The following is a 19,821-nucleotide window of genomic DNA, read 5'->3' as shown; positions in this document are numbered from 1 at the left end:
ACCGGGCCGACCCCCTGGAGATACCGTGCCCACCATGTTCGCAGCCCACGAGCGGCTGCGTCCGGTCCGGCGAACCCGAACGACCAACGCCCGCCGCCGCGAGAGCCTCACCGCCTTCGGCATGGCCACCCCGGCCGTCGTGCTACTGATCGTCTTCCTCGTCGTACCGGTCGCTCTGGCCTTCACCCTGGCGTTCACCGACGCGAAACTCGTCTCACCCACTCCGGCCCGCTTCGTGGGCCTGAGGAACTTCACCCTGCTCTTCCAGGACCCGACCTTCTACAAGTCCTTGCGCAACACGGCCTACTTCGCCGCCGTTGTCGTCCCCCTCCAGGCCGGGCTCGCCCTGGTGCTGGCCCTGCTGGTCAACGCCAAGGTCCGGGGCGTCAACTTCTTCCGCACCGTGTACTTCCTGCCGGTCGTGACTTCCATGGTCGTAGTGTCGCTCCTGTGGACCTTCCTGTACCGGGAGGACGGACTGGTCAACCACGTCCTCTCCACGCTCACCATCGGCCATGTCCAGGGGCCGGACTGGCTGGGCGACCCGGCCACCGCGATGCCCGCCATCATCCTGATGTCGGTGTGGCAGGGCGTCGGCTTCCACATGATCATCTGGCTGGCCGGGCTGCAGACCATCCCCGCCGAGTTGTACGAGGCGGCGGATCTCGACGGAGCCACCCGCTGGCACCGCTTCCTCCACGTCACCTGGCCTGGCCTGCGCGCCACCCGCACGTTCGTGCTCGTCACCATCACGATCGCGGCGCTCAGTCTCTTCACCCAGATCAGGGTGATGACGCAGGGCGGCCCCCTCGACTCCACCACCACCGTCGTCTACCAGGCGGTGCACAGCGGCTACGACCAGCAGCAGACCGCCTACGCGGCGGCTGTCTCGCTGATCTTCTTCGTGCTCGTACTGAGCGTGTCCCTCGTCCAGCGTTTCCTGACCCGGGAGAAGGACTGACATGACTTCCTTCCTCAAGTACCTCGGCGGTCACACCAGCCGCATCGTCCTGGCCCTGGTCTTCGCACTGCCACTCGTCTTCATGTTCGTCTCGTCGTTCAAGCCGGACGACCAGATCTTCGGAGACCTGGACTCCCTGCGCGCCTTCCTGCCGGTCGGGGCACTGTCGCTGGACAACTACACAGCCGTGTTCGAGCGGGTCCCGGCAGCACGGTTCCTGCTGAACTCCGTGCTGATCTCCTCGATCACCGTGGTGTGCGGCATCGTCGTCAACAGCTTGGCCGCCTTCGCCCTGTCACGGATGCGGTGGCCCGGCCGCAAGCTCGTCCTGACCGCGATCATCGCCACTCTCATCGTGCCGTTCGAGACCTTCGCACTGCCGCTGGTGTGGTGGGTCAACCAGCTTCCGTTGCTGAACGTCAACGGATTCCACCTGGAGTGGAGCACCGGCTGGATGGACACCTACCAGGTGCAGATCCTGCCGTTCGTCGCCAACGCATTCTCCGTCTTCTTCTTCCACCAGTACTTCCAGAGCATCCCCAAGGAACTGGACGAGGCCGCCATCGTGGACGGCGCCGGCTGGTTCACCATCTACCGCCGCATCGTCATGCCGCTGTCCGGGCCGGCCGTCGCCACCGTGGCGATCCTGACCTTCCTGCCGGCCTGGAACTCCTACCTCTGGCCGCTGATGGTCGTGCAGAGCGAGGAACTGCGGCCGGTGATGGTGGGTATCTCCTACTTCTTCCAGCTGAACGTGGGATGGGGCCAGATCATGGCGTACTCCTCCATGATCACCGTGCCGATCCTGGCGCTCTTCGTGGCCTTCCAGCGTTCCTTCGTCAACAGCATCGCCTCCAGCGGCGTCAAGGGCTGATCCGCGGCATGACCAAGCCGCTCGCCCTCTACCCGACGACTTCCGTGTGCTCTGCACACCCCGAGAAAGGCCCTGCGTGTCCGCGTCGCCTTCCGACCCCCACCTCCCGGCCGTACATCTGCGACCGCCCCGCAACTGGATCAACGATCCCAACGGGCTGGTCTTCCATAACGGTCAGTATCACGTGTTCTTCCAGTACAACCCGCACGGACCAGACCACTCGAACGTGCACTGGGGCCACTTCCGAAGCCCCGATCTGATCAACTGGGAGCCCCTCCCGGTCGCCCTCGCACCCACGCCCGACGGTTACGACGCCGACGGCTGCTTCTCGGGCAACGCCGTCTCCGTCGACGACCGCATGGTGGCCTTCTACTCAGCCCATCGAAACGACCGCTGGTGGCAGCCCATCACCACCGCCGAGTCACAGGACGACGGCCACACCTGGGTCAAACGCCCCCAACTCCTCATCCCTCAGCCTCCTGCCGGCACCACCATGTACCGGGACCCCTACGTCTGGCGGCAGGGTGACCGCTGGCGGATGCTGGTCGGCTCCGCCCTCGACGACGGCCGCGCCGCGGCGTTGCTGTACGAGTCGGACGACCTGGAGAACTGGGCGTACCTCGGCCCCTTCCACACCGGCGACCCCGCGGCCGGCACCGGCCCGATCGGCTGGGAGTGCCCGCAGTACGCGACGTTCGGCGACCGCAATGCTTTGATCGTCAGCGACTGGACCCCGCAGAACGGCCCCAGTCACACCACCGTCCACACCGGTTGCGAGAAGGACGGTCACTTCGCGGCGGATTCGCCCCCTGTCCCTCTGGACCACGGCCCTGACTTCTACGCCCCCGCGTTGCTCAGGGCCCCCGGGGACGACCGGTGGTTGCTGTGGGCGTGGGTGTGGGAGGCTCGCGATGATGCCTGGGCGCGTGAGGCGGGCTGGGCCGGTGTTCTCACCCTTCCCCGTGAGGTGAGTTTCACGAGGAAGGGAACGGTCGCCCAACGCCCCGCTCGCGAAGTGCTTGCTCTGCGAGGTGCGCGCGCGCTTCATCGAACGGGACACGTCACGCACTCCGAGGCGGTCGAGCTCGGTCAGGTCAGCCCTGCCTTCGACCTGACCGCCGCCTTTGTTCCCGACGCCACGGGGACGAGCGGGCTGCGGCTGATCACGTCCGCCGACGGCTCCGAGTACCTCGATATCCGTCTCGACCCCGCGGTCGGACACCTCACCGTCGACCGCAGCCACGCGTCGCTCGACACACGAGCCCGGGGAGGCTCGTACACCCTGCCCTTCCCGGCGATGAAGTGCCCCGGCAATCCCGTTGAACTGCGCGTGATCGTGGACCACTCGATAGCCGAGATCTACTTGGCCGACGGGCAGGTCCTCACTCTGCGCTTCTACCCACTGGGTGAAGGGCCGTGGCGGCTCCAGGTGCGTACGACGGGCACGCTGCGCAGTGAATTCGCGGTCGAAGCCTGGGACCTGACCCAGACGGGCGCCCTGGGAGAGCCGACCCTCACGGGCCGGGGGCGGGCGCCGATCGACTGAGTCCCTGCCTGACAGGGCACGCCTGACCGGATTTCTTCACCGCAGTCCCGCCCTGTCTCAGCGTGCGACGCTGCGACAGCCACGACGCGGATCACAGACGTGGAGGGAATCCGGGTGGACAGGCGTGCCGGCCCGCACCGTCTCTGTCCTCCTGTGCCTACGAGGCCGTGAGCTCTCCCGAGCCTCGGACGATCAGCCGGGTGGGGACAGTGATGGTGCGGGCGCGGGAACGGTCGCCGTCCAGCCGTGCCAGGGCGGTCTCCGCCGCCTTGCGGCCGATCTCTTCAGGGTCTTGGGCCACGACGGTCAGGGCGGGTTCGAGGGCCTCGGCGAGTGGCACGTCGTCGAAGGCAACCACGGCGACATCCTTCCGCTTGAGGCGGGCCAGCTCGGCGACCACTCCCAGCGCGACGATGTTGTTGCCGGCGAACAGAGCGGTGGGGGGACTCTCCAGCTCCAGCAGGCGGGAGGTGCAGACAGAGGCGCTGTTCTGGTCGTGGGCGTTGATGACCAGGGAGCGGTCTTGGTGGAGGCCGGCTTCCGCCAGGGCCGAGCGGTATCCGGCGAGGCGTTCACGGCGGGTGTAGAGGTGGGTGGGGAGGTCACCGACGAAGCCGATGCGGCGGTGGCCGTGGGCGATCAGGTGCGCGACACCCTCGTGTGCCCCCGCGAGGTTGGAACTCACGACGCTGTCCGTGGTCAGCCCGGCTCCCGGCCGGTCGATGAAGACGACGGGCAGCCCCGTGCTCCGATGGCTCCGCAGGTGGGAGTGGTCGGAGCCGACGGAAGGGATGACCATCAGGATGCTGATGCGCCGGGCGAGGAACGTGTCGGTCAGCCCCCTTTCACGCGTGGGTTCGTCCGCGGACGACCCCATGAGCAGGGTCAGGCCGCGGTCCCGCACGACGTCCTCGATGCCACCGGCCACTGCGCCGAAAAAAGGGTTCCCTAGGTCGGGAACGACCAGCCCGATGGTCGTGTCGGGTCCTCCGACACGGATATTCCGGGCCATGAGGTTCGGCTGGAAGCCGAGTTTGGCCACAGCGGCCAGAACCTGTTCCCTGGTCCGGGCCGAGGCGGGGCCGTCCTCGTTGAGCACCCGGGAAACCGTCTTGGCGCTGACGCCTACTTCACGGGCGACGTCGGCCAGGGTGGGGCGGCGGTTCGCTGCCATGAAGCGGGAGTCTCCCTGCGCTCGTCGGTTCCGGCCGCGGCCTCGGCCGGAACCCGTGAGTGATTCTTCGCGTGTCAGGTGGCCTGGACCCCTGCCGCCTCGGCGGCCTCGGAATCCGCTACGACAGTACCTCCAGCCTCATCGAGGACCAGCGCGCCGGTCATAATGGCGACGACCTCGGCCATGGTGTGGTCGGAGGGCTTGATCACGGCGGCGCGACGGCCCAGCCGGTGGACGTGGATCCGGTCGGCGATCTCGAAGACGTGTGGCATGTTGTGGCTGATCAGGATGACGGGCATGCCCTTGTCGCGGACGCGGCGGATCAGGTCGAGGACCTGCCCCGATTCCTTGACGCCGAGGGCAGCGGTGGGCTCGTCCATGACGACGACGCTGCGCGCCCAGGCGACGGAACGTGCGACGGCCACGGCTTGCCGCTGCCCGCCGGAAAGGGTTTCGACCGCCTGTGTCAGCGACCGCAGTCCGATCTTGAGGTCGGCCATGTGCTCTGCGGCCTGTTGGCGCATGCGCTTCTTGTCCAGCATGCGGAAGGCGCTGCCGAGGACCCCGGGCCTGCGCAGTTCACGCCCCAGGAACATGTTCGAGGCGATGTCCATCGAAGCGGCCACCGCCAGGTCCTGGTAGACGGTCTCGATGCCGTGGGCACGAGCGCTCTGCGGCCCTGTGAACCGGATGACTTCGCCGTTGAGACGAATTTCGCCCGCGTCCGGTGTCACCGCGCCGGTGAGCGCCTTGATCAGGCTGGTCTTGCCGGCCCCGTTGTCGCCGATGACCGCGAGGACCTCGCCGGGCATCAGGTCGAAGTCGGCGCCGTCGATGGCGGTGACCTGTCCGTAGCGCTTGACCAGACCGCGGGCCTGGAGAACAGGGGTGGGAGTGGTCGTGCTCATCGGGTCTTCCTCCGGGACATCTGGTCGACGGTCACCGCGAGGATCACGAGGATCCCGGTGATCAGGGTCTGGTAGATCGAGGCCACACCCATCAACTGGAGGCCGTTGCGGAAGACACCGACGATGAGGACACCGATGAAGGTGCCCAGGACCGAACCGCGCCCACCGAAGAGACTGGTCCCACCGAGGACCACAGCGGTGATGCTGTCGAGGTTCTCGGTCTGTCCCGCCTGAGGGTCGCCCACCCCGGTGCGCGAGATGAGCAGCAGGGCGGCGAGACCGTACAGGACGCCGGCGACGGTGTAGATGCCGATGGTCAGACGGGAGGTGCGGATGCCGTTGAGGCGTGCGGCCTCCTGGCTGTTGCCCAGGGCGTACACATGCCGGCCCCATCCGGTGCTGCTGAGGGCATAGGCCAGAAGCAGGAAGAGGGCGATGGTGAGCAGCGAGCCGTAGGTGATGTCCGTGCCGCCGAGCGGGAAGGTCTCTCCCAGCGCGGTCAGCGGGCCGGGCAGGCTGGTGACGGTCTGCTCTTCGGAGTAGATGTGCGTCAGGGCGAACGCCACGTTGAGCATGCCGAGCGTCACGATGAACGGCGGCAGCGGGATCTTCTGGACCAGGAGCCCGTTGAGAAGGCCGAAGCCGCCGCAGACGACGAGACCCGCGGTGATGGCGAGCAATGGGGGCAGGGTGCCTTCGGCTGCCATCTTGGCGATCACGATGCTGCCGAAGGCCATCACGGCACCGCACGACAGGTCGATGCCGGCCGTGAGGATGATCAGGGTCTGGCCGATGGCGAGGGTGCCGACGACCATGACCTGCTGCACGACCAGCGAGAAGTTTCCGCCCGTGAGGAACTGGTCCGTCGACAGGGAGAAGAACACACAGGCGAGAAGGAGCGCGGCCAGAGGGCCGGTGGTCGGTGCGGTGAGGAGTCTGCGGGTCGTGCTCGGCGTGTCGAGATCGGCGTACGGCGCGGTTGTGGCTGTCATGCGAAGTCCTTGTCGGAAAAGCAGAGGTCCTCGGGGGAGGACATACGGGGGCGGCCGTCCCCGGCCGGAGCAGGGCCGGCCACCTCGCCCATGGGGTTCGGCGGCGGCTGCCTGGTAGGCGGGCGACTCATCCCCAGCAGTTGGCCAGGCCGTACTCGGTGTCCTTCGACGCGACCCCCGCCTGCGCCTTGTCGGTGATCAGGCTGACGCCGGTGTCGGTGTAGCCGCTGGCCTTCTTGCCGTCCTTGGCATACTTCACGACGGCCCCGACGCCTTCGGCCGCCATCTTCAGCGGGTACTGCTGGGAGGTCGCGGCGATCTTGCCGTCCTTGACCGCCTGCGTCCCGGTGCAGCCACCGTCGACGGAGACGATCAGGACGTCCTTGTCCCGGCCCTTTGCCTTCAGCGCGGTGTACGCGCCGAGGGCGGCCGGCTCGTTGATGGTGTAGACGACGTTGATGCCGGGCGCCTTTTGCAGGCAGTTCTCCATCGCGGTCTGGCCCTTGGCCTGGTCGCCTCCGGTGTCCTGGGAGCAGACGATGGCGGGGTCCTTCTCGCCGATGCCGAAGCCCTTGAGGAAGCCGTTGTGCCGCTGGACACCGACGGCGACGCCCGGAGCCAGGTCGAGGGTGGCGATCTTGGCCGTCCTGCCCTTCATGGAGGCTTTGGCGTAGGAGCCGATCAGTTCCCCGGCCCTGAGGTTGTCGGTGGCGAAGAGGGCGTCGACCGCGCTCTGGGGGTCGGTCGGGGAGTCGAGGGCGATGACCAGAATCCCCTTGGCACGGGCCTTCTCAAGGGCAGGCACGATGGCCTTGGAGTCGCTGGGGGTGATCAGGATGCCCTTCACCCCGGCGGCGACCATGTTCTCGATCGCGGTGACCTGTCCAGCGTTGTCCCCGTCGAACTTGCCCGCTGAGGTGATCAGTTGCGCACCGCTATCCTTGGCGGCCTTCTCTGCCCCCTCCTTCATCTTCACGAAGAACGGGTTGGTGTCGGTCTTGGTGATCAGGCCGACCTTGACGCTGCCCGAGCCGGAGCCGGCGGAATCCGATCCGGAACCGGATCCGCAGGCCGTCAGGGTGAGGGCCGCGATGCCCAGGCATGCGGCGGCTCTGATCAGGGAGAGGGTCGGACGAGTGGTGCGAGACATGAAGGGCTCCTGCGGAATCGCGTGCGGGCTTGCTGGCAACGAAGCGTGCCGTCCGCGGTGTCATCGTTGACTTATGTCATCGTTGACACTGCTTGCCGAGGATGATGGACTCCGTCTCCCGGGCACGTCAATGCCTTGCCGCTGTTACAAATCGGCAACGTCCCCGGCCCGTCGGTCACCCGCGGCCGCAACGTCCGTGTCGCGGCGTACCTGGCTTGCCCGTCCGTTCGTCAGAGAAGAGCAGTCCATGAGCCCGCGTCAGATCACCGTCCTGGGTGAATGCGTCGCAGACGCGTTCACCCGGCCCGCAAGCGCTCCGAACGAGCTGGACCTGCACGTACTGCCTGGTGGTGGACCGGCGAACACGGCCGTGGCCCTGGCGCGGCTGGGTACTCCGTCCCGTTTCCTCGCGCGGCTGTCCGGGGATGTCTTCGGCCGGCTGTTCCGTGCTCACCTGGAGGCTTCAGGGGTGGATCTGTCGCAGGCCGTCGTGGCGTCGGAGCCGAGCACATTGGCGGTGGCGGAGCTGGACGCCCAGGGGCAGGCCATGTATGCGTTCCACGCGCAAGGCACGGCTGACTGGCAGTGGTCGAGCGCTGAACTGGCCGGTGTGGACCTGTCTTCCACCGCCTGTCTGCACGCGGGTTCGCTCGCTCTGATCCGGGAGCCCGGGGCGGCGGCGGTGGAGGAGTTCCTGGCGACTGCCTCGACCCAAGCCACCATCAGCATTGATCCCAACGTCCGGCCGCTGCTGGTGCGTCCCGAGTCCTACCGCGTGAAACTGCGGCAGTGGTGCGACCTCGCGGACATATTGCGGCTGAGCGAGGAAGACCTCGGGCTCCTTCTGCCAGAAACGCCCCTGGAGCAGGCGTGCGACGTCTGGCACGCTGCCGGAGCACGGCTTGTCGTGGTCACGCGTGGCGCAGATGGTGCTCTTGTCTCGCTGGACGGCGAGCGGATGCATGTGCCGGGCGTGGCGACGCGGGTCGTCGACACGATCGGGGCGGGTGACTCCTTCACTGCGGGTCTGCTGCACCATCTGGGCGCACGTGGACTCCTCGGGGGGCGGCTGGCCGATCTCCGTCTGGGCGCGGTGGCGGAAGCCTGTCGGTTCGCCGCCCATGTCGCGGCCTTGACCTGCTCAGTCGCCGGTCCGAACCCTCCGTGGCTGAGCCAACTGCCGCAGCGCGCCTCGCAGATCATCGCGTGACAGGCGGTCCGTTCGAGCGACGGAAAGGCGTCCCGGCCGTTGACGCGTCGGCCGGAATGTGTCCATCATCGGCCGCACCAGACGTCATCGCTGACATAAGTCAACGATGACACTCGCCGACGCGCTGTCACAGCGTCGGCAGTACTCCCTTTCGTTCCCTCCCCGCGCCGGAAACCTCCCGGCCGCGGAAAGGGCCGCAGCCCAGGAGACACCATGACCTCAAGACGCGTACCCCGGCATGCCCGCACACGGATGATCGCCGCGACGGCGACCGTCTGCGCCGTGTCCGCCGCCCTGTTGGCGCCTCAGGCCGTCGCCGCCGGAACCCGGCCGTTCACCGAGACCTACCGGCCGCAGTTCCACTACACGCCGCAGAAGAACTGGATGAACGACCCCAACGGACTGGTGTACTACAAGGGCGAGTACCACCTCTTCTACCAGTACAACCCCAGCGGCAACTCCTGGGGCGACATGTCCTGGGGACACGCGGTGAGCACCGACCTCATGCACTGGGAGGAGCTGCCGCTCGCCCTGGCCCACGACGACAAGGAGATGGTGTTCTCCGGCAGTGCGGTCATCGACTGGAACAACACCACCGGCTTCGGAACGAAGAAGAACCCGCCCATGGTGGCGATCTACACCAGCTACGACAAGAGCACCGGCACCCAGGCCCAGTCGCTCGCCTACAGCAACGACCGCGGACGTACGTTCACCAAGTACGACGGCAATCCCGTCATCGACATCGGCTCCAAGGAATTCCGCGACCCCAAGGTCCAGTGGTACGCCCCGACCAAGACCTGGTTGATGACGGTGTCCCTCTCCACCGAGCACAAGGTGCAGTTCTACTCCTCGAAGAATCTCAAGAACTGGGACCTGCTCAGCGAGTTCGGGCCGGCCGGTGCGACGGGCGGCGTATGGGAATGCCCCGACCTGTTCCCCCTCGCGGTCGACGGGAACAAAAAGAAGATCAAATGGGTCCTCGTCGTCAACATCAACCCCGGCGGCATCGCCGGCGGCTCGGGCGCCCAGTACTTCGTCGGTGATTTCGACGGCACGAAGTTCACCGCCGACGACAAGGGCTCCTATACCCCGCCCACCGGCACCGTCATGCAGGACTTCGAGAACCCTGACTTCGGTACATGGACAGCCACCGGCAACGCATTCGGCCAGGGACCCACGGCCGGGGCGCTGACCGGGCAGGGACCCGTCAGTGGCTTCGAGGGCAAGAGCTTCGCCAACAGCTTCCACGCGGGCGACGCCGGCACCGGCATCCTGTCCTCCCCGCCCTTCACCGTCGACAGCCCGTACCTCAACTTCAAGGTCGCCGGTGGACGCCATCCCCACCAGGCGGGCACCGTGCAGGAACGGGGGCCCGTGCCGGAGGGAACGATCCTCACCGACTTCGAAGACGGCACCTACGAGAACTGGACGGTCACGGGCGACGCCTTCGGAACCGCCCCGGCCACCGGCAGCCACGCCGGCCAGCAGGAGGTCACCGGCTTTCTCGGCAGTGGTCTGGCCAACTCGTTCTTCAACGGCGACGGCTCGACCGGCAGCCTCACCTCGCCGGAATTCACGATCGACAAGGACTACGTCAACTTCCTCATCGGCGGCGGCAACCATCCTGCGAGCCAGGCCGCGCCCACCGCCGTCGAACTCCTCGTCGACGGCAAGGCGGTGCGCAGCGCCACCGGACACGACGGCGAGGCACTCAACTGGGTCGCCTGGGATGTCCGCGAACTCATCGGCAAGCAGGCGCAGATCAAGATCGTCGACGAGAACACCAGCGGTTGGGGCCACATCAACGTCGACCACATCGTGCTCTCCGACACCCGGGCCCAGCCCATCTCCCGGGAGACGGCGGTCAACCTGGTCGTCGACGGCAAGGTCGTCGGCAGCGCCACCGGCTCCAACAGAGAGACGCTGGACTGGGCCTCCATCGACATGCGCCCGTACGCCGGCAAGAGGGCACAGATCCAGATCGTCGACATGAACACCAGCGGCTGGGGCCAGATCATGGCCGACCAGTTCACCACCGCGTCAGCACCCGCCAAGTCCACCGTGCAGCGCGCCGACTGGGCCGACTACGGCAAGGACTACTACGCGGCCGTGTCCTGGGAGAACGCACCGGGCGACAAGCGGAACATGATCGGCTGGATGAACAACTGGGACTACAGCAGTTCCCTTCCCACCTCCCCCTGGCGCGGTGCGCAGAGCATCCCCCGCCAGATGGCCCTGCACACCGTGGACGGCCGGATCAAGCTGACCAGTGAGCCGGTGAGGAGCTTGACCTCCCTGCGAGAGGGGCGTCCGGCAGTGTCGGCCGACACCACGGTGACCAGCACGTCACAGCCCCTGGTCCGCGGCGCGGCCAGGGGCAAAGCCCTCGACATCGAGGCGGCCTTCTCCCTCAAGGACGCCGAACGGTTCGGCATCAAGGTGCGCACCGGCGCCGGCGGAGAGGAGACCGCCATCGGATACGACACCACGACGCAGGAGCTGTACGTCGACCGGACCCGATCCGGCGCCGTGGACTTCAGCGACACCTTCGCCGGCGTCCAGCGGGCGCCCCTGGGCGCCGTGAACGGCAAGGTGAAGCTGCGGATCGTCGTCGACTGGTCATCCGTCGAGGTCTTCGGCGGCAACGGCGAAGCGGTGATCACGGACCAGATCTTCCCCGACCCCTCCAGCCAGGGTGTGGAGGTCTTCGCAGAGAACGGCTCAGTGAAGCTGGACCACGCCCGCGTCTGGCACCTCGAATCCTCTCGGAAGTGACGCGAGTGACCCCGACCGCAAAGGCCCGCACGTGAAGAAGACCCTGCTCGCCGAGTTCACTGCCTGCGAAGGAGCGGAGGACGAGGTCGCACACCTCTTGCGGGACTACGCCCGGACAGTGTGCAAGGAGGTCGGCAACCTGTCCTTCGATGTCTACACCAACGCCTCCAGCCCACGTGCCTACCTCATCTTCGAGACGTATCAGGACGAGGCCGCCTTCCAACGCCACCTCACGGCTCAGTACGCCGACCCGTTCAACGCGGCCCTCGCCCCCCTGATCGAGGAGACTGCCTCGGGCCTGACCTTCCTCGTTCCCGAGTCGTGACGACATGATTTCTCTCGGCCTGTGACGCGAACCCAGCCCTCGCACCGCCATGGATCGGGACCCGCGGGATATGGGCCGCACGTGGCCCCCATCGGGTGAGAGAGCACCCCTGCCCGCAGGGTGACGGGTTGGTCCACGCATTTGTTCGCCGGACGTCGAACCCTTGCGCCCGTGGACGGTATGCCTGACGTCCGGCGAACAGCGTGCCAGCAGCGTGCGTCAGATGCGCGCACGTAACGCACCGCGGCAACTCGTTCAGACTTCCTCATGTGTGCCGCTGGCCTGCGACGACTTCCACATGCTTCTGTTCCACATGTGTCGCGAGGTTGAGGTGGAGGGAGAGGGAGAAGCCGGCGATATGGAGGCTGGCGTGGTGGTCCTGGACGCGCTGCTCGGTCACGGCATCAACAGCGTCCAGGGCCCGGACGGCTCAGGCGATGGCCTGGGCGGGATCTTCATAGAGGTCCGCCCGGTATTGGGCGAGTGAGCAACGGTGCGGCGGGTCGCCTGTGACGCCGATCTCCGGCCACAGCTTCAGGAGTTTCTGGCGGGCGGAGGCGGTGTCGCCCGTTCGGCCTTCGACGACGGCGTGACCGATGGCTTCCATGCTCGGGTCGGGGCCGGCTGGAACCCTAACGGCCGCTGGAGTGCTCTGGGCGGACTGGTTTCGTGGGGGTCTGCCTGGGGCCCAATTTTTGAATGGCAAGCTGGGTGCCTCGTGCGTCAAGAAGCCGCACGTAACGCACACAGCGCACGTAGCGCACGCGAGCGTTTTACCCAGAATGTAAGCCGTAGGGTGCTGAACTGCGGCTACTTCCACGCGTTTGCGCTCCACATGTTTCGCGATGACGCATCATGTGGAGTGCGTGGCGATTCTGGAGCCGGTGAAGAAGGACGCCTGACTGCGGGTCCGCGGGCCGGGGTGGGTTCTGCCACGGTCGTGGCTTCTTTCGGCGCGCCCCAGGCCCTGCGGCGGTGCCGAGGCGAGGTGCCGCGTACGGACCGGGCGCGACTGCAAGATCGCTCCTTCCGCTTCGCTCGTCGACACGCCATTGTCGGGCGCGGCCACACGCTGAGGTCCGGCACCCTCGCACCGCACCGGGCCCGTGTGCAAGTGATTCGCCGGGTGGCGCTCGGTCTGTCAAGTTCCGTCAAGCAGAACCCTGTTAGTCGAGCACCTTTGGTCCAGACCTATTGACGGGTCCTGGCCCCCCTTCTACGATCCCGTCGATCGCCGGAGTGCGTTTCTCCAGTTCATCGGGGCCGTGCTTCCGCGTCCCCTCCCGCACGCTCACGCCCGTGGCACGTCGCCAGAATGGAGCACCGCATGTTCCGTCGGAGGATTCGTACGCTGCCGGGGGCAGGTGACGGGTACTCGGCCGCCGTCCTGACCCGAACGGTCGCCGGGGTGAGCGCCGCCGCTCTGGTCGGCGCCTGCGTTGCACTGGTTGGTTCCGGTTCGGCCGGCGCCGCCGATGCCGCCAACCTGGTGGTCAACTCCGGTTTCGAGGACGGCCTTTCCGGCTGGAACTGCGCCAATGGTTCCGGTGCGGTCACCGGCAGCCCGGCGCACTCCGGCTCGTCCGCGTTGAAGGCCACGCCGTCCGGCCTCGGCAACGCCCAGTGCAGCCAGACGGTCAGTGTGCAGCCGAACTCGACGTACACGTTGAGCGCCTTCGTCCAGGGCAGTTACGTCTACCTCGGCGCCAGCGGTACGGGAGCCACCAGCGAGCCGCAGACCTGGACGCCCAGTTCCTCGTCGTACAGCAAGCTGAGCGTCGGCTTCACCACCGGTGCGAACACCACGTCGGTGACGGTCTACCTGCACGGGTGGTACGGGACGCCCGCGTACCTCGCGGACGACGTGTCGCTCACCGGCCCCGGTGGCACGACGCCCCCGCCGACCACGCCGCCGCCCACCGATCCGCCGACCACGCCGCCGCCCACCGATCCGCCGACCACGCCGCCGCCCACCGATCCGCCGGGTGACGCCACCTGTGCCACGAAGCCCAAGCCGGCCGGCAAGGTGCTCCAGGGGTACTGGGAGAACTGGGACGGCGCGTCGAACGGCGTGCACCCCGGCATGGGCTGGGTCCCCATCACCGACAGCCGGATCGCCCAGCACGGCTACAACGTCATCAACGCCGCCTTCCCGGTGATCCTCTCGGACGGGACCGTCCTCTGGGAGGACGGCATGGACGCGGGTGTGAAGGTCTCGACTCCGGCGGAGATGTGTGAGGCCAAGGCGAACGGGGCCACCCTCCTGATGTCCATCGGCGGCGCGGCCGCGGGCATCGACCTGTCGTCGAGCAAGGTCGCCGACCGCTTCGTGGAGACGGTCGTCCCGATCCTCAAGAAGTACAACTTCGACGGGATCGACATCGACATCGAAACCGGTCTGTCCGGCAGCGGGAACATCAACACGCTGTCCGCCTCCCAGTCCAACCTGATCCGCATCATCGACGGCGTCCTGGCCAAGATGCCGGCGGGCTTCGGCCTGACGATGGCGCCCGAGACCGCGTACGTCACCGGCGGCAGCGTCACCTACGGGTCCATCTGGGGCGCCTACCTGCCGATCATCAAGAAGTATGCCGACAACGGCCGGCTGTGGTGGCTCAACATGCAGTACTACAACGGCAGCATGTACGGCTGCTCCGGCGACTCGTACTCCGCCGGTACCGTGGAGGGCTTCGCGGCTCAGACCACCTGCCTCAACAACGGCCTGACCATCCAGGGCACCACGATCAAGGTGCCGTACGACAAGCAGGTGCCCGGTCTGCCGGCCCAGCCCGGCGCGGGTGGCGGCTACATGACGCCCAGTCAGGTCGGCCAGGCGTGGAACACATTCAACGGCTCGCTCAAGGGCCTGATGACGTGGTCCCTCAACTGGGACGGCTCCAAGGGCTGGTCCTTCGGCGACAACGTCAAATCCCTGCAGCGCCGCTAGACCCGACGCGTCCGGCCCCGCGGGGCCGGACGCGTCACCCCCGCAGCCGCACCGGCAGCCTCCGCACGCTGTTGCCCACGAACGAGCGGTGGCGCGGCAGATCCGCCTCCGGAACCGCGAGGTCCAGGCTCGGGAAGCGGGTGAAGAGCTGTTCCAGGGCAGTGGTGGCCTCCAGGCGGGCCAGGGGCGCGCCCATGCAGTAGTGGGCGCCGTGGCCCAGGGAGAGGTGGCGCGGGCCGGTGCGGGTGATGTCGAAGTGGTCCGCGTCCGGGCCGTGGGCCTTCGTGTCGCGACCGGCGGCGGCGTAGCCCGCGAGGACCGGGGTGCCCCGGGGGATCACGGTGCCGTCCAGGGTGAGGTCGCGGGCCGGGTAGCGGAAGGGGAAGTAGCTGACCGGGCTGTCCCAGCGCAGGGTCTCCTCCACGACGTCGGCCCAGCTTGCCGCGCCGGAGAGCACCAGGTCGAGCTGGTCCCGGTGGGCGCACAGGGCGCGTACGGCGTTGGTGATCAGGTTCAGCGTCGTCTCGTGCCCCGCGACGATGGTCAGCATCAGCGTGCCGATCAGCTCCTGAGGGCTGAACCGGTCGCCGTCCTCCTCACGGGCCGCGATCATCGCACTGGTGAGGTCGTCCCCCGGAGCGGCGGCCTTGGCGGCTACGACCGCACTCAGGGTCTCCGCCGTCTCCCGGTTGGCCGCCATCACCTCGGCCGGGCCGATGTCCGTGGCCACGAGCTGGTTGGAGAGGTGGTGGAGCCGGTCTTGGTGGGCCTCGTCCACGCCCAGCAGTTCGCAAATGACGCCCATGGGCAGCGGCAGCGCGAAGTGGGTGCGCAGATCGACGGTCCCGTCGTCCGTGGCGGCCGCCTCCAGGCCGTCCAGCAGACGGGACGCCAGCTCCTCCACGTACGGACACAGTTCCTCCACCCGGCGGGCCGTGAACGCCTTGCCCATCAGCGACCGCAGCCGCCGGTGGTCGGCGCCGTCCGCGGTCGTCATCCCCTGCACCGTGGCGAACGTCTTCAGCGGCCAGCCGTCGGGGATCTCTCCGGCCTGGAGCGCCGTGAAGTGCTGGGCGCTCTTGGCGACGTCGGGGTGCGCGAGGAATTCCCTCAGCGCGTCGTGGCCCAGCACCGCCATCCCCCGTACTTCGCCGGGGAGGACCACCGGAGCGACCGCCCCCCGGGCCAGCAGCCGGGCGTTGGCCGCGTGCGGGCAGCCTCCGGCCGGGTCAGGGCGGTGCGGCCGATCGGCCTCGGGGTTCACCGGTGACGTGTTCAACGGGGCTCCAGGTCTCGGGCAGCACGGCGTACGGGCGGGCCAGTGTGGCCAGCCTCGACGCCCCTGCGCAAGAGCCGGGATGGGACCGCTCAGTCCTTGTGGTCCGGCGCGATCCGCTCCGCCAGGCGCAGCAGCGCGGCCCAGGCCAGGTCGTAGGCGTCGTGGTCCTCGAAGTGGGAGGAGGCGCCGCCCTCCGGCAGCATCGGCCACTTCGGTGGACGGGCCCTCGACCGTCGTGAAAGCCCTCCCGGCCGAACCGTCGGTGTCGCTTACCGCGTTCTCCTCCCGGTTCCTGGGCCGTGCCCACGCCCGGCCCGGTGCCGCCGATGGCCCGTGTCCGCGAGAACCGGGCGGCGCTCGCCGCAGCCGCCTACGGCACCCGGTGCGCATCCCTGGTCTGCCTTCAGGGTCATCCGTCCACCGCCGCCCTGACGCGGCGGGTTCCCTGGGCCCTGTACCGCGGCCGACTACCGCGCCGTCGTGCGGGCCCTGACCGCCGGCCGTGCCCTCACCGGGCATCTTCTTCAGCCGGGCCGGCATGGGGGGAGCCCCGTATGCGGCCGACACCGAGGCCGGTACGGCTGCGGGCGTTGGCCTCGGCGACGCGGGCGCTCAGCAACTCGGCGGGGCCGAGCGGGCGGACGCGGGTCGGGTCCGCCTGCCATTCGCGGCCACCACCGAGCGGGCGGAGCCGGGGGCGGGGGCCGTCGCGGCCCGTAACCAGGCGCACTCGGCCGCTCCCTGCATCGTGCACGGTCGTTCCTGCGCGGGGGACGCTGGCGTCGGTCACCCGGCCGCTCCCTTCCGGATCACCCCGGCGAGGGCGTGCGCCACGGGCGCGGAGCAGATGCCGAGGTGGACGAGCGCGTATTCGGCGGGCCGGGCGCGCTCTTCCGTGTCGCGCCACGGGGTGCGTACGTCCATCGCGGGCAGTTGAATGCCGGCGGCCTTCAGGGCGGCGGCCAGGTCGTCGCGGGCGTCGACGGCCTCCTGGAGCTTGGCCGTTGACGTGCTCTCCGCCTGGGGCGTCGTGCGGGGGAGGGACGGCTTCATGAGGGCTTTTCCTTCGGGTGTATTTTCGGGGTTCCTCTGTCCGGCCCCACGCCCGGTCATACGGTGCGTGCGGGGCTCGTTACGAGAATGACCCCGTCCGAGGCGTGACACACCGGGAGTGGAGGGTGCCTCCCCAGTGGGTGAGCCACGTTCCACACGTTCCACGGAGGGCGCGATGCCGACGAGGCGGGCGGTCACAGGCCGCAGCAGGGAACCACGGGCACGGTTCGCGGAGGAGTTGCGGCACCTGCGCACCGCACGCGGCGACAGCCTGCGCCAGCTCGGCGAACGACTGGGCTGGGACTGGTCATTGTTCGGGAAGATGGAGAAAGGCGAGACGGTTGGCGGCCCGGAGGTCGTGGAGGCGCTGGACCAGCACTACGGGACGCCGGGGCTGCTGCTGGCGCTGTGGGAACTGGCCATCAGTGATCAGACACAGTTCAAGGAGCGGTACCGGCGGTACATGGCCCTGGAGGCGGAGGCGACGAGCCTGTGGCACTTCGCGGTGAGCGTCGTGCCCGGTTTGCTGCAGACACCGGGTTACGCACGGGAGTTGCTCGTGGCCGGAGGACTGCGCGGTGACGCCCTGGAGCAACAGGTGGAGGCGCGGATGGGAAGGCAGCACCTGCTCACAGGGGACGACCCGCCGCCCTTCCGCACCATCCTTTCGGAGGCAGTGCTCCGGACGACTCTGCGTAGCGCCCAGGAGTGGCGAGCGCAGCTTGAGTACTTGGCCGAGGCGGGGGAGTGGCCGAACCTGACGCTGCAGATCCTGCCTCAAGAGGCCGGACTCCACGGCTTGTCGAGCACCGACGTCTGGTTTCTCCGGTTGCAGGACACTCGTACGGTCGCGTACACGGAGCATGGGTACGGCGGGGAGCTGCATGAGGAAAGCGTTACGGTCGAGCGTATGCAACGTGCGTACGATGCGATGCGCGACCTGGCACTTTCCCCGGCCGAGTCGCGAAAATTTATCTTGCGTATGTTGGAGGAACTGTCGTGCGATCCATCGACCTCGACCTGAGCGTCGCGACCTGGCGCAAGAGCAGCCACAGCAACCAGGACGGTGGGGCGTGCGTCGAGGTTTCCCACAGCTTCGCCGATGTCGTCCCGGTCCGTGACAGCAAGGACCTGGGTGGCCCCGCCCTCACCTTCCCCGTGAACGACTGGTCGTCCTTCGTGTCCGCCGTGAAGGACAAGACCATGGGCGTCTGATTCGCCCCACCGCGTGAGGCGCGGCCCCGTTGGCCGGTGATCCGTCAACGGGGCCGTCGGCGTTCCGGCGTGAATGCCCCTCGCCGCAGGGCGGCAGGACCGCTTACGGTGAGGGCCGGGTGGGCGAGTTCCCACGCGCCTCGCAAGCCCCTGACGGCCCTCTGCGTGGAACGATAGAGTGAACCTTCTGTGAAGGTATGACGCGCCCCGGCGAGAGCGGCGCGAAAGGGTGACGCGGAAAACATGAGTGAGGTGCCCACACACATCGGCCGGTACACGGTCGAGCGGGAGCTGGGCGCGGGGGGCATGGGGCAGGTCTACCTGGCCTACTCGCCGGGCGGCGACCCGGTCGCCGTGAAGGTGATCAGGAACGACCGGCTCGACCAGGCGACCCGGGCGCGCTTCGAGAAGGAGGCGCTGATCGCCCGGACGGTCGTCGGGACCAATCGCGTGGCCCGTTTCCTCGACGCCGATCCGTATGCCGACCAGCCGTGGATGGCCGTCGAGTACGTGCCCGGGCGTACCGTCCAGGAGCAGGTGGAGAGCGCGGGAACCCTGCCGGTTCCGCTGGTGGCCAGTCTCGGTGCGCTGCTCGCCGAGGGCCTGGAGGCGGTGCACGCCGTCGACCTGCTGCACCGCGACCTCAAGCCGCAGAACGTCATGCTCGGCGAGTACGGTCCGATCCTGATCGACTTCGGGCTCGGTGCCTTCATGGACGCCGGCAAGGACACGCTCACGCAGGAAGGCATGATCGTCGGCACGGTGCGCTGCATGGCGCCCGAGCAGGCGCTCGGCCGCTCCCGGGTGAAGGCCCCGGCCGACGTGTACGGCCTGGGCACGGTCCTGCTGTACGCGGCGACCGGCCACTACCCGTACGAGGGCAACGGCTGGCCCGCGATCGTCGCGAAGGTGACCGACGAGACCTGCCCGCCGGACCTCTCGGGACTGCCCGGGGCGCTCCGTCCGCTGGTCACGGCGATGTTCGCCCACGCTCCGGAGGACAGGCCCGGCCTCGCTGACGTCACCGCCCAGTGCGTGGGGCTGATCAAGGGCTCGGGTTCCACTCCGGTCGAGGCGCGGCACGCCCTGATCGACGTTTCGGCCCGCCCCGGGGAGCCCCGGCGAGGCCCTTCGCCGGACGTGTGGGAGCGCATCACCACTCAGCACGTGGACGCCCTCGACGTGCTCACCTCGATCGTGGACGAGGAAGGGCTCGACAGCCCCCTGGACCGCCTGGTCCCCACCGATCCCTCCGACGTCGCGGAGCAGCCGCCCCGTCCACCGGACCGGACGCCACCCGGGCCCCGCCCCAGACCCAAGCGGAGGCCGGCCTCGCAGAAGGTGGCCGAAGAGCTGAGGGCCAGGTACGCCATGCAGGCGGCCCTGTAGCGGTATCGAGCGGGCGGCACCGG

General features: G+C 68.3%; 17 protein-coding genes and 2 pseudogenes. 11 read left to right on the top strand and 8 right to left on the bottom strand.

What is annotated here, in order from left to right:
* The first annotated feature begins 34 nt into the window (after positions 1–34).
* From ACZ6C6_RS15960 to ACZ6C6_RS15950, 3 genes are all read left to right on the top strand, one after another.
* A complete protein-coding gene (locus ACZ6C6_RS15960; RefSeq protein WP_469203119.1) occupies positions 35–961 on the top strand; it encodes a carbohydrate ABC transporter permease in 927 nt (308 codons plus the stop codon).
* A gap of 1 nt (position 962) precedes the next feature.
* Positions 963–1,835, top strand: coding sequence for a carbohydrate ABC transporter permease (locus ACZ6C6_RS15955; protein WP_445063230.1), 873 nt, complete (start codon positions 963–965; stop codon positions 1,833–1,835).
* Between the two features lie 76 nt (positions 1,836–1,911).
* Positions 1,912–3,381 (top strand): glycoside hydrolase family 32 protein, encoded by a 1,470-nt coding sequence (locus ACZ6C6_RS15950; RefSeq protein ID WP_469203116.1) that lies wholly within the window; start codon positions 1,912–1,914, stop codon positions 3,379–3,381.
* A 157-nt stretch (positions 3,382–3,538) separates the two neighbouring features.
* Here the strand turns inward: ACZ6C6_RS15950 and ACZ6C6_RS15945 are convergent, their stop codons facing one another.
* The 4 genes from ACZ6C6_RS15945 to ACZ6C6_RS15930 all read right to left on the bottom strand — a co-directional run bounded on the left by ACZ6C6_RS15945 (position 3,539) and on the right by ACZ6C6_RS15930 (position 7,605).
* Positions 3,539–4,555: a LacI family DNA-binding transcriptional regulator gene (locus tag ACZ6C6_RS15945; protein ID WP_445063232.1), complete on the bottom strand. Its 1,017-nt coding sequence runs from the start codon at positions 4,553–4,555 to the stop codon at positions 3,539–3,541.
* Positions 4,556–4,629: 74 nt separating this feature from the next.
* Positions 4,630–5,463 (bottom strand): ATP-binding cassette domain-containing protein, encoded by an 834-nt coding sequence (locus tag ACZ6C6_RS15940; protein WP_469203114.1) that lies wholly within the window; start codon positions 5,461–5,463, stop codon positions 4,630–4,632.
* Positions 5,460–6,455: an ABC transporter permease gene (locus ACZ6C6_RS15935; RefSeq protein ID WP_469203112.1), complete on the bottom strand. Its 996-nt coding sequence runs from the start codon at positions 6,453–6,455 to the stop codon at positions 5,460–5,462. Before ACZ6C6_RS15935 ends, ACZ6C6_RS15940 begins: the two co-directional genes overlap by 4 nt.
* Before the next feature lie 127 nt (positions 6,456–6,582).
* Positions 6,583–7,605 (bottom strand): substrate-binding domain-containing protein, encoded by a 1,023-nt coding sequence (locus ACZ6C6_RS15930; RefSeq protein ID WP_469203110.1) that lies wholly within the window; start codon positions 7,603–7,605, stop codon positions 6,583–6,585.
* A gap of 247 nt (positions 7,606–7,852) precedes the next feature.
* Here ACZ6C6_RS15930 and ACZ6C6_RS15925 point away from each other — a divergent pair, with 247 nt between their 5' ends.
* From ACZ6C6_RS15925 to ACZ6C6_RS15915, 3 genes are all read left to right on the top strand, one after another.
* On the top strand, positions 7,853–8,815 hold the full coding sequence (locus ACZ6C6_RS15925; protein WP_469203109.1) for a carbohydrate kinase family protein: 963 nt from the start codon (positions 7,853–7,855) through the stop codon (positions 8,813–8,815).
* Positions 8,816–9,028: 213 nt separating this feature from the next.
* Positions 9,029–11,590 carry a GH32 C-terminal domain-containing protein gene (locus ACZ6C6_RS15920; protein WP_469203107.1) on the top strand — a complete coding sequence of 854 codons (2,562 nt, stop codon included), beginning with the start codon at positions 9,029–9,031 and terminating at the stop codon, positions 11,588–11,590.
* Between the two features lie 31 nt (positions 11,591–11,621).
* A complete protein-coding gene (locus tag ACZ6C6_RS15915) occupies positions 11,622–11,915 on the top strand; it encodes a putative quinol monooxygenase (RefSeq protein ID WP_469203105.1) in 294 nt (97 codons plus the stop codon).
* A gap of 319 nt (positions 11,916–12,234) precedes the next feature.
* Here the strand turns inward: ACZ6C6_RS15915 and ACZ6C6_RS15910 are convergent.
* Positions 12,235–12,522 (bottom strand): annotated as a pseudogene (locus tag ACZ6C6_RS15910) (hypothetical protein); the annotation flags it as partial.
* Positions 12,523–13,230: 708 nt separating this feature from the next.
* Here ACZ6C6_RS15910 and ACZ6C6_RS15905 point away from each other — a divergent pair.
* Positions 13,231–13,689: pseudogene (locus ACZ6C6_RS15905) on the top strand (carbohydrate binding domain-containing protein); the annotation flags it as partial.
* Between the two features lie 252 nt (positions 13,690–13,941).
* Positions 13,942–14,862, top strand: a complete 921-nt coding sequence (locus tag ACZ6C6_RS15900) for a chitinase (protein ID WP_469203343.1) — start codon at positions 13,942–13,944, stop codon at positions 14,860–14,862.
* A gap of 34 nt (positions 14,863–14,896) precedes the next feature.
* Here the strand turns inward: ACZ6C6_RS15900 and ACZ6C6_RS15895 are convergent, their stop codons facing one another.
* The 3 genes from ACZ6C6_RS15895 to ACZ6C6_RS15885 form a co-directional block, all read right to left on the bottom strand.
* Positions 14,897–16,141 (bottom strand): cytochrome P450 family protein, encoded by a 1,245-nt coding sequence (locus ACZ6C6_RS15895; protein WP_469203104.1) that lies wholly within the window; start codon positions 16,139–16,141, stop codon positions 14,897–14,899.
* Positions 16,142–16,649: 508 nt separating this feature from the next.
* Positions 16,650–16,871, bottom strand: a complete 222-nt coding sequence (locus ACZ6C6_RS15890; RefSeq protein ID WP_469203102.1) for a hypothetical protein — start codon at positions 16,869–16,871, stop codon at positions 16,650–16,652.
* A 56-nt stretch (positions 16,872–16,927) separates the two neighbouring features.
* Positions 16,928–17,194, bottom strand: a complete 267-nt coding sequence (locus ACZ6C6_RS15885; protein WP_469203100.1) for a hypothetical protein — start codon at positions 17,192–17,194, stop codon at positions 16,928–16,930.
* A gap of 175 nt (positions 17,195–17,369) precedes the next feature.
* Between ACZ6C6_RS15885 and ACZ6C6_RS15880 the strand changes: the two genes are divergently transcribed.
* The 3 genes from ACZ6C6_RS15880 (at position 17,370) to ACZ6C6_RS15870 (ending at position 19,798) form a co-directional block, all read left to right on the top strand.
* The gene (locus tag ACZ6C6_RS15880) at positions 17,370–18,218 is read left to right on the top strand and encodes a helix-turn-helix domain-containing protein (RefSeq protein ID WP_469203099.1); all 849 of its coding nucleotides are present in this window, start codon (positions 17,370–17,372) and stop codon (positions 18,216–18,218) included.
* A complete protein-coding gene (locus ACZ6C6_RS15875; RefSeq protein WP_469203097.1) occupies positions 18,194–18,409 on the top strand; it encodes a DUF397 domain-containing protein in 216 nt (71 codons plus the stop codon). The genes ACZ6C6_RS15880 and ACZ6C6_RS15875 overlap by 25 nt, the downstream gene beginning before the upstream one ends.
* 243 nt (positions 18,410–18,652) lie before the next feature.
* The gene (locus ACZ6C6_RS15870) at positions 18,653–19,798 is read left to right on the top strand and encodes a serine/threonine-protein kinase (protein WP_469203096.1); all 1,146 of its coding nucleotides are present in this window, start codon (positions 18,653–18,655) and stop codon (positions 19,796–19,798) included.
* The last annotated feature ends 23 nt before the right edge of the window (positions 19,799–19,821 follow it).

The sequence above is a fragment of the Streptomyces sp. NPDC041814 genome (assembly GCF_055590565.1).
This window is presented reverse-complemented; position numbering and strand designations above follow the sequence as displayed.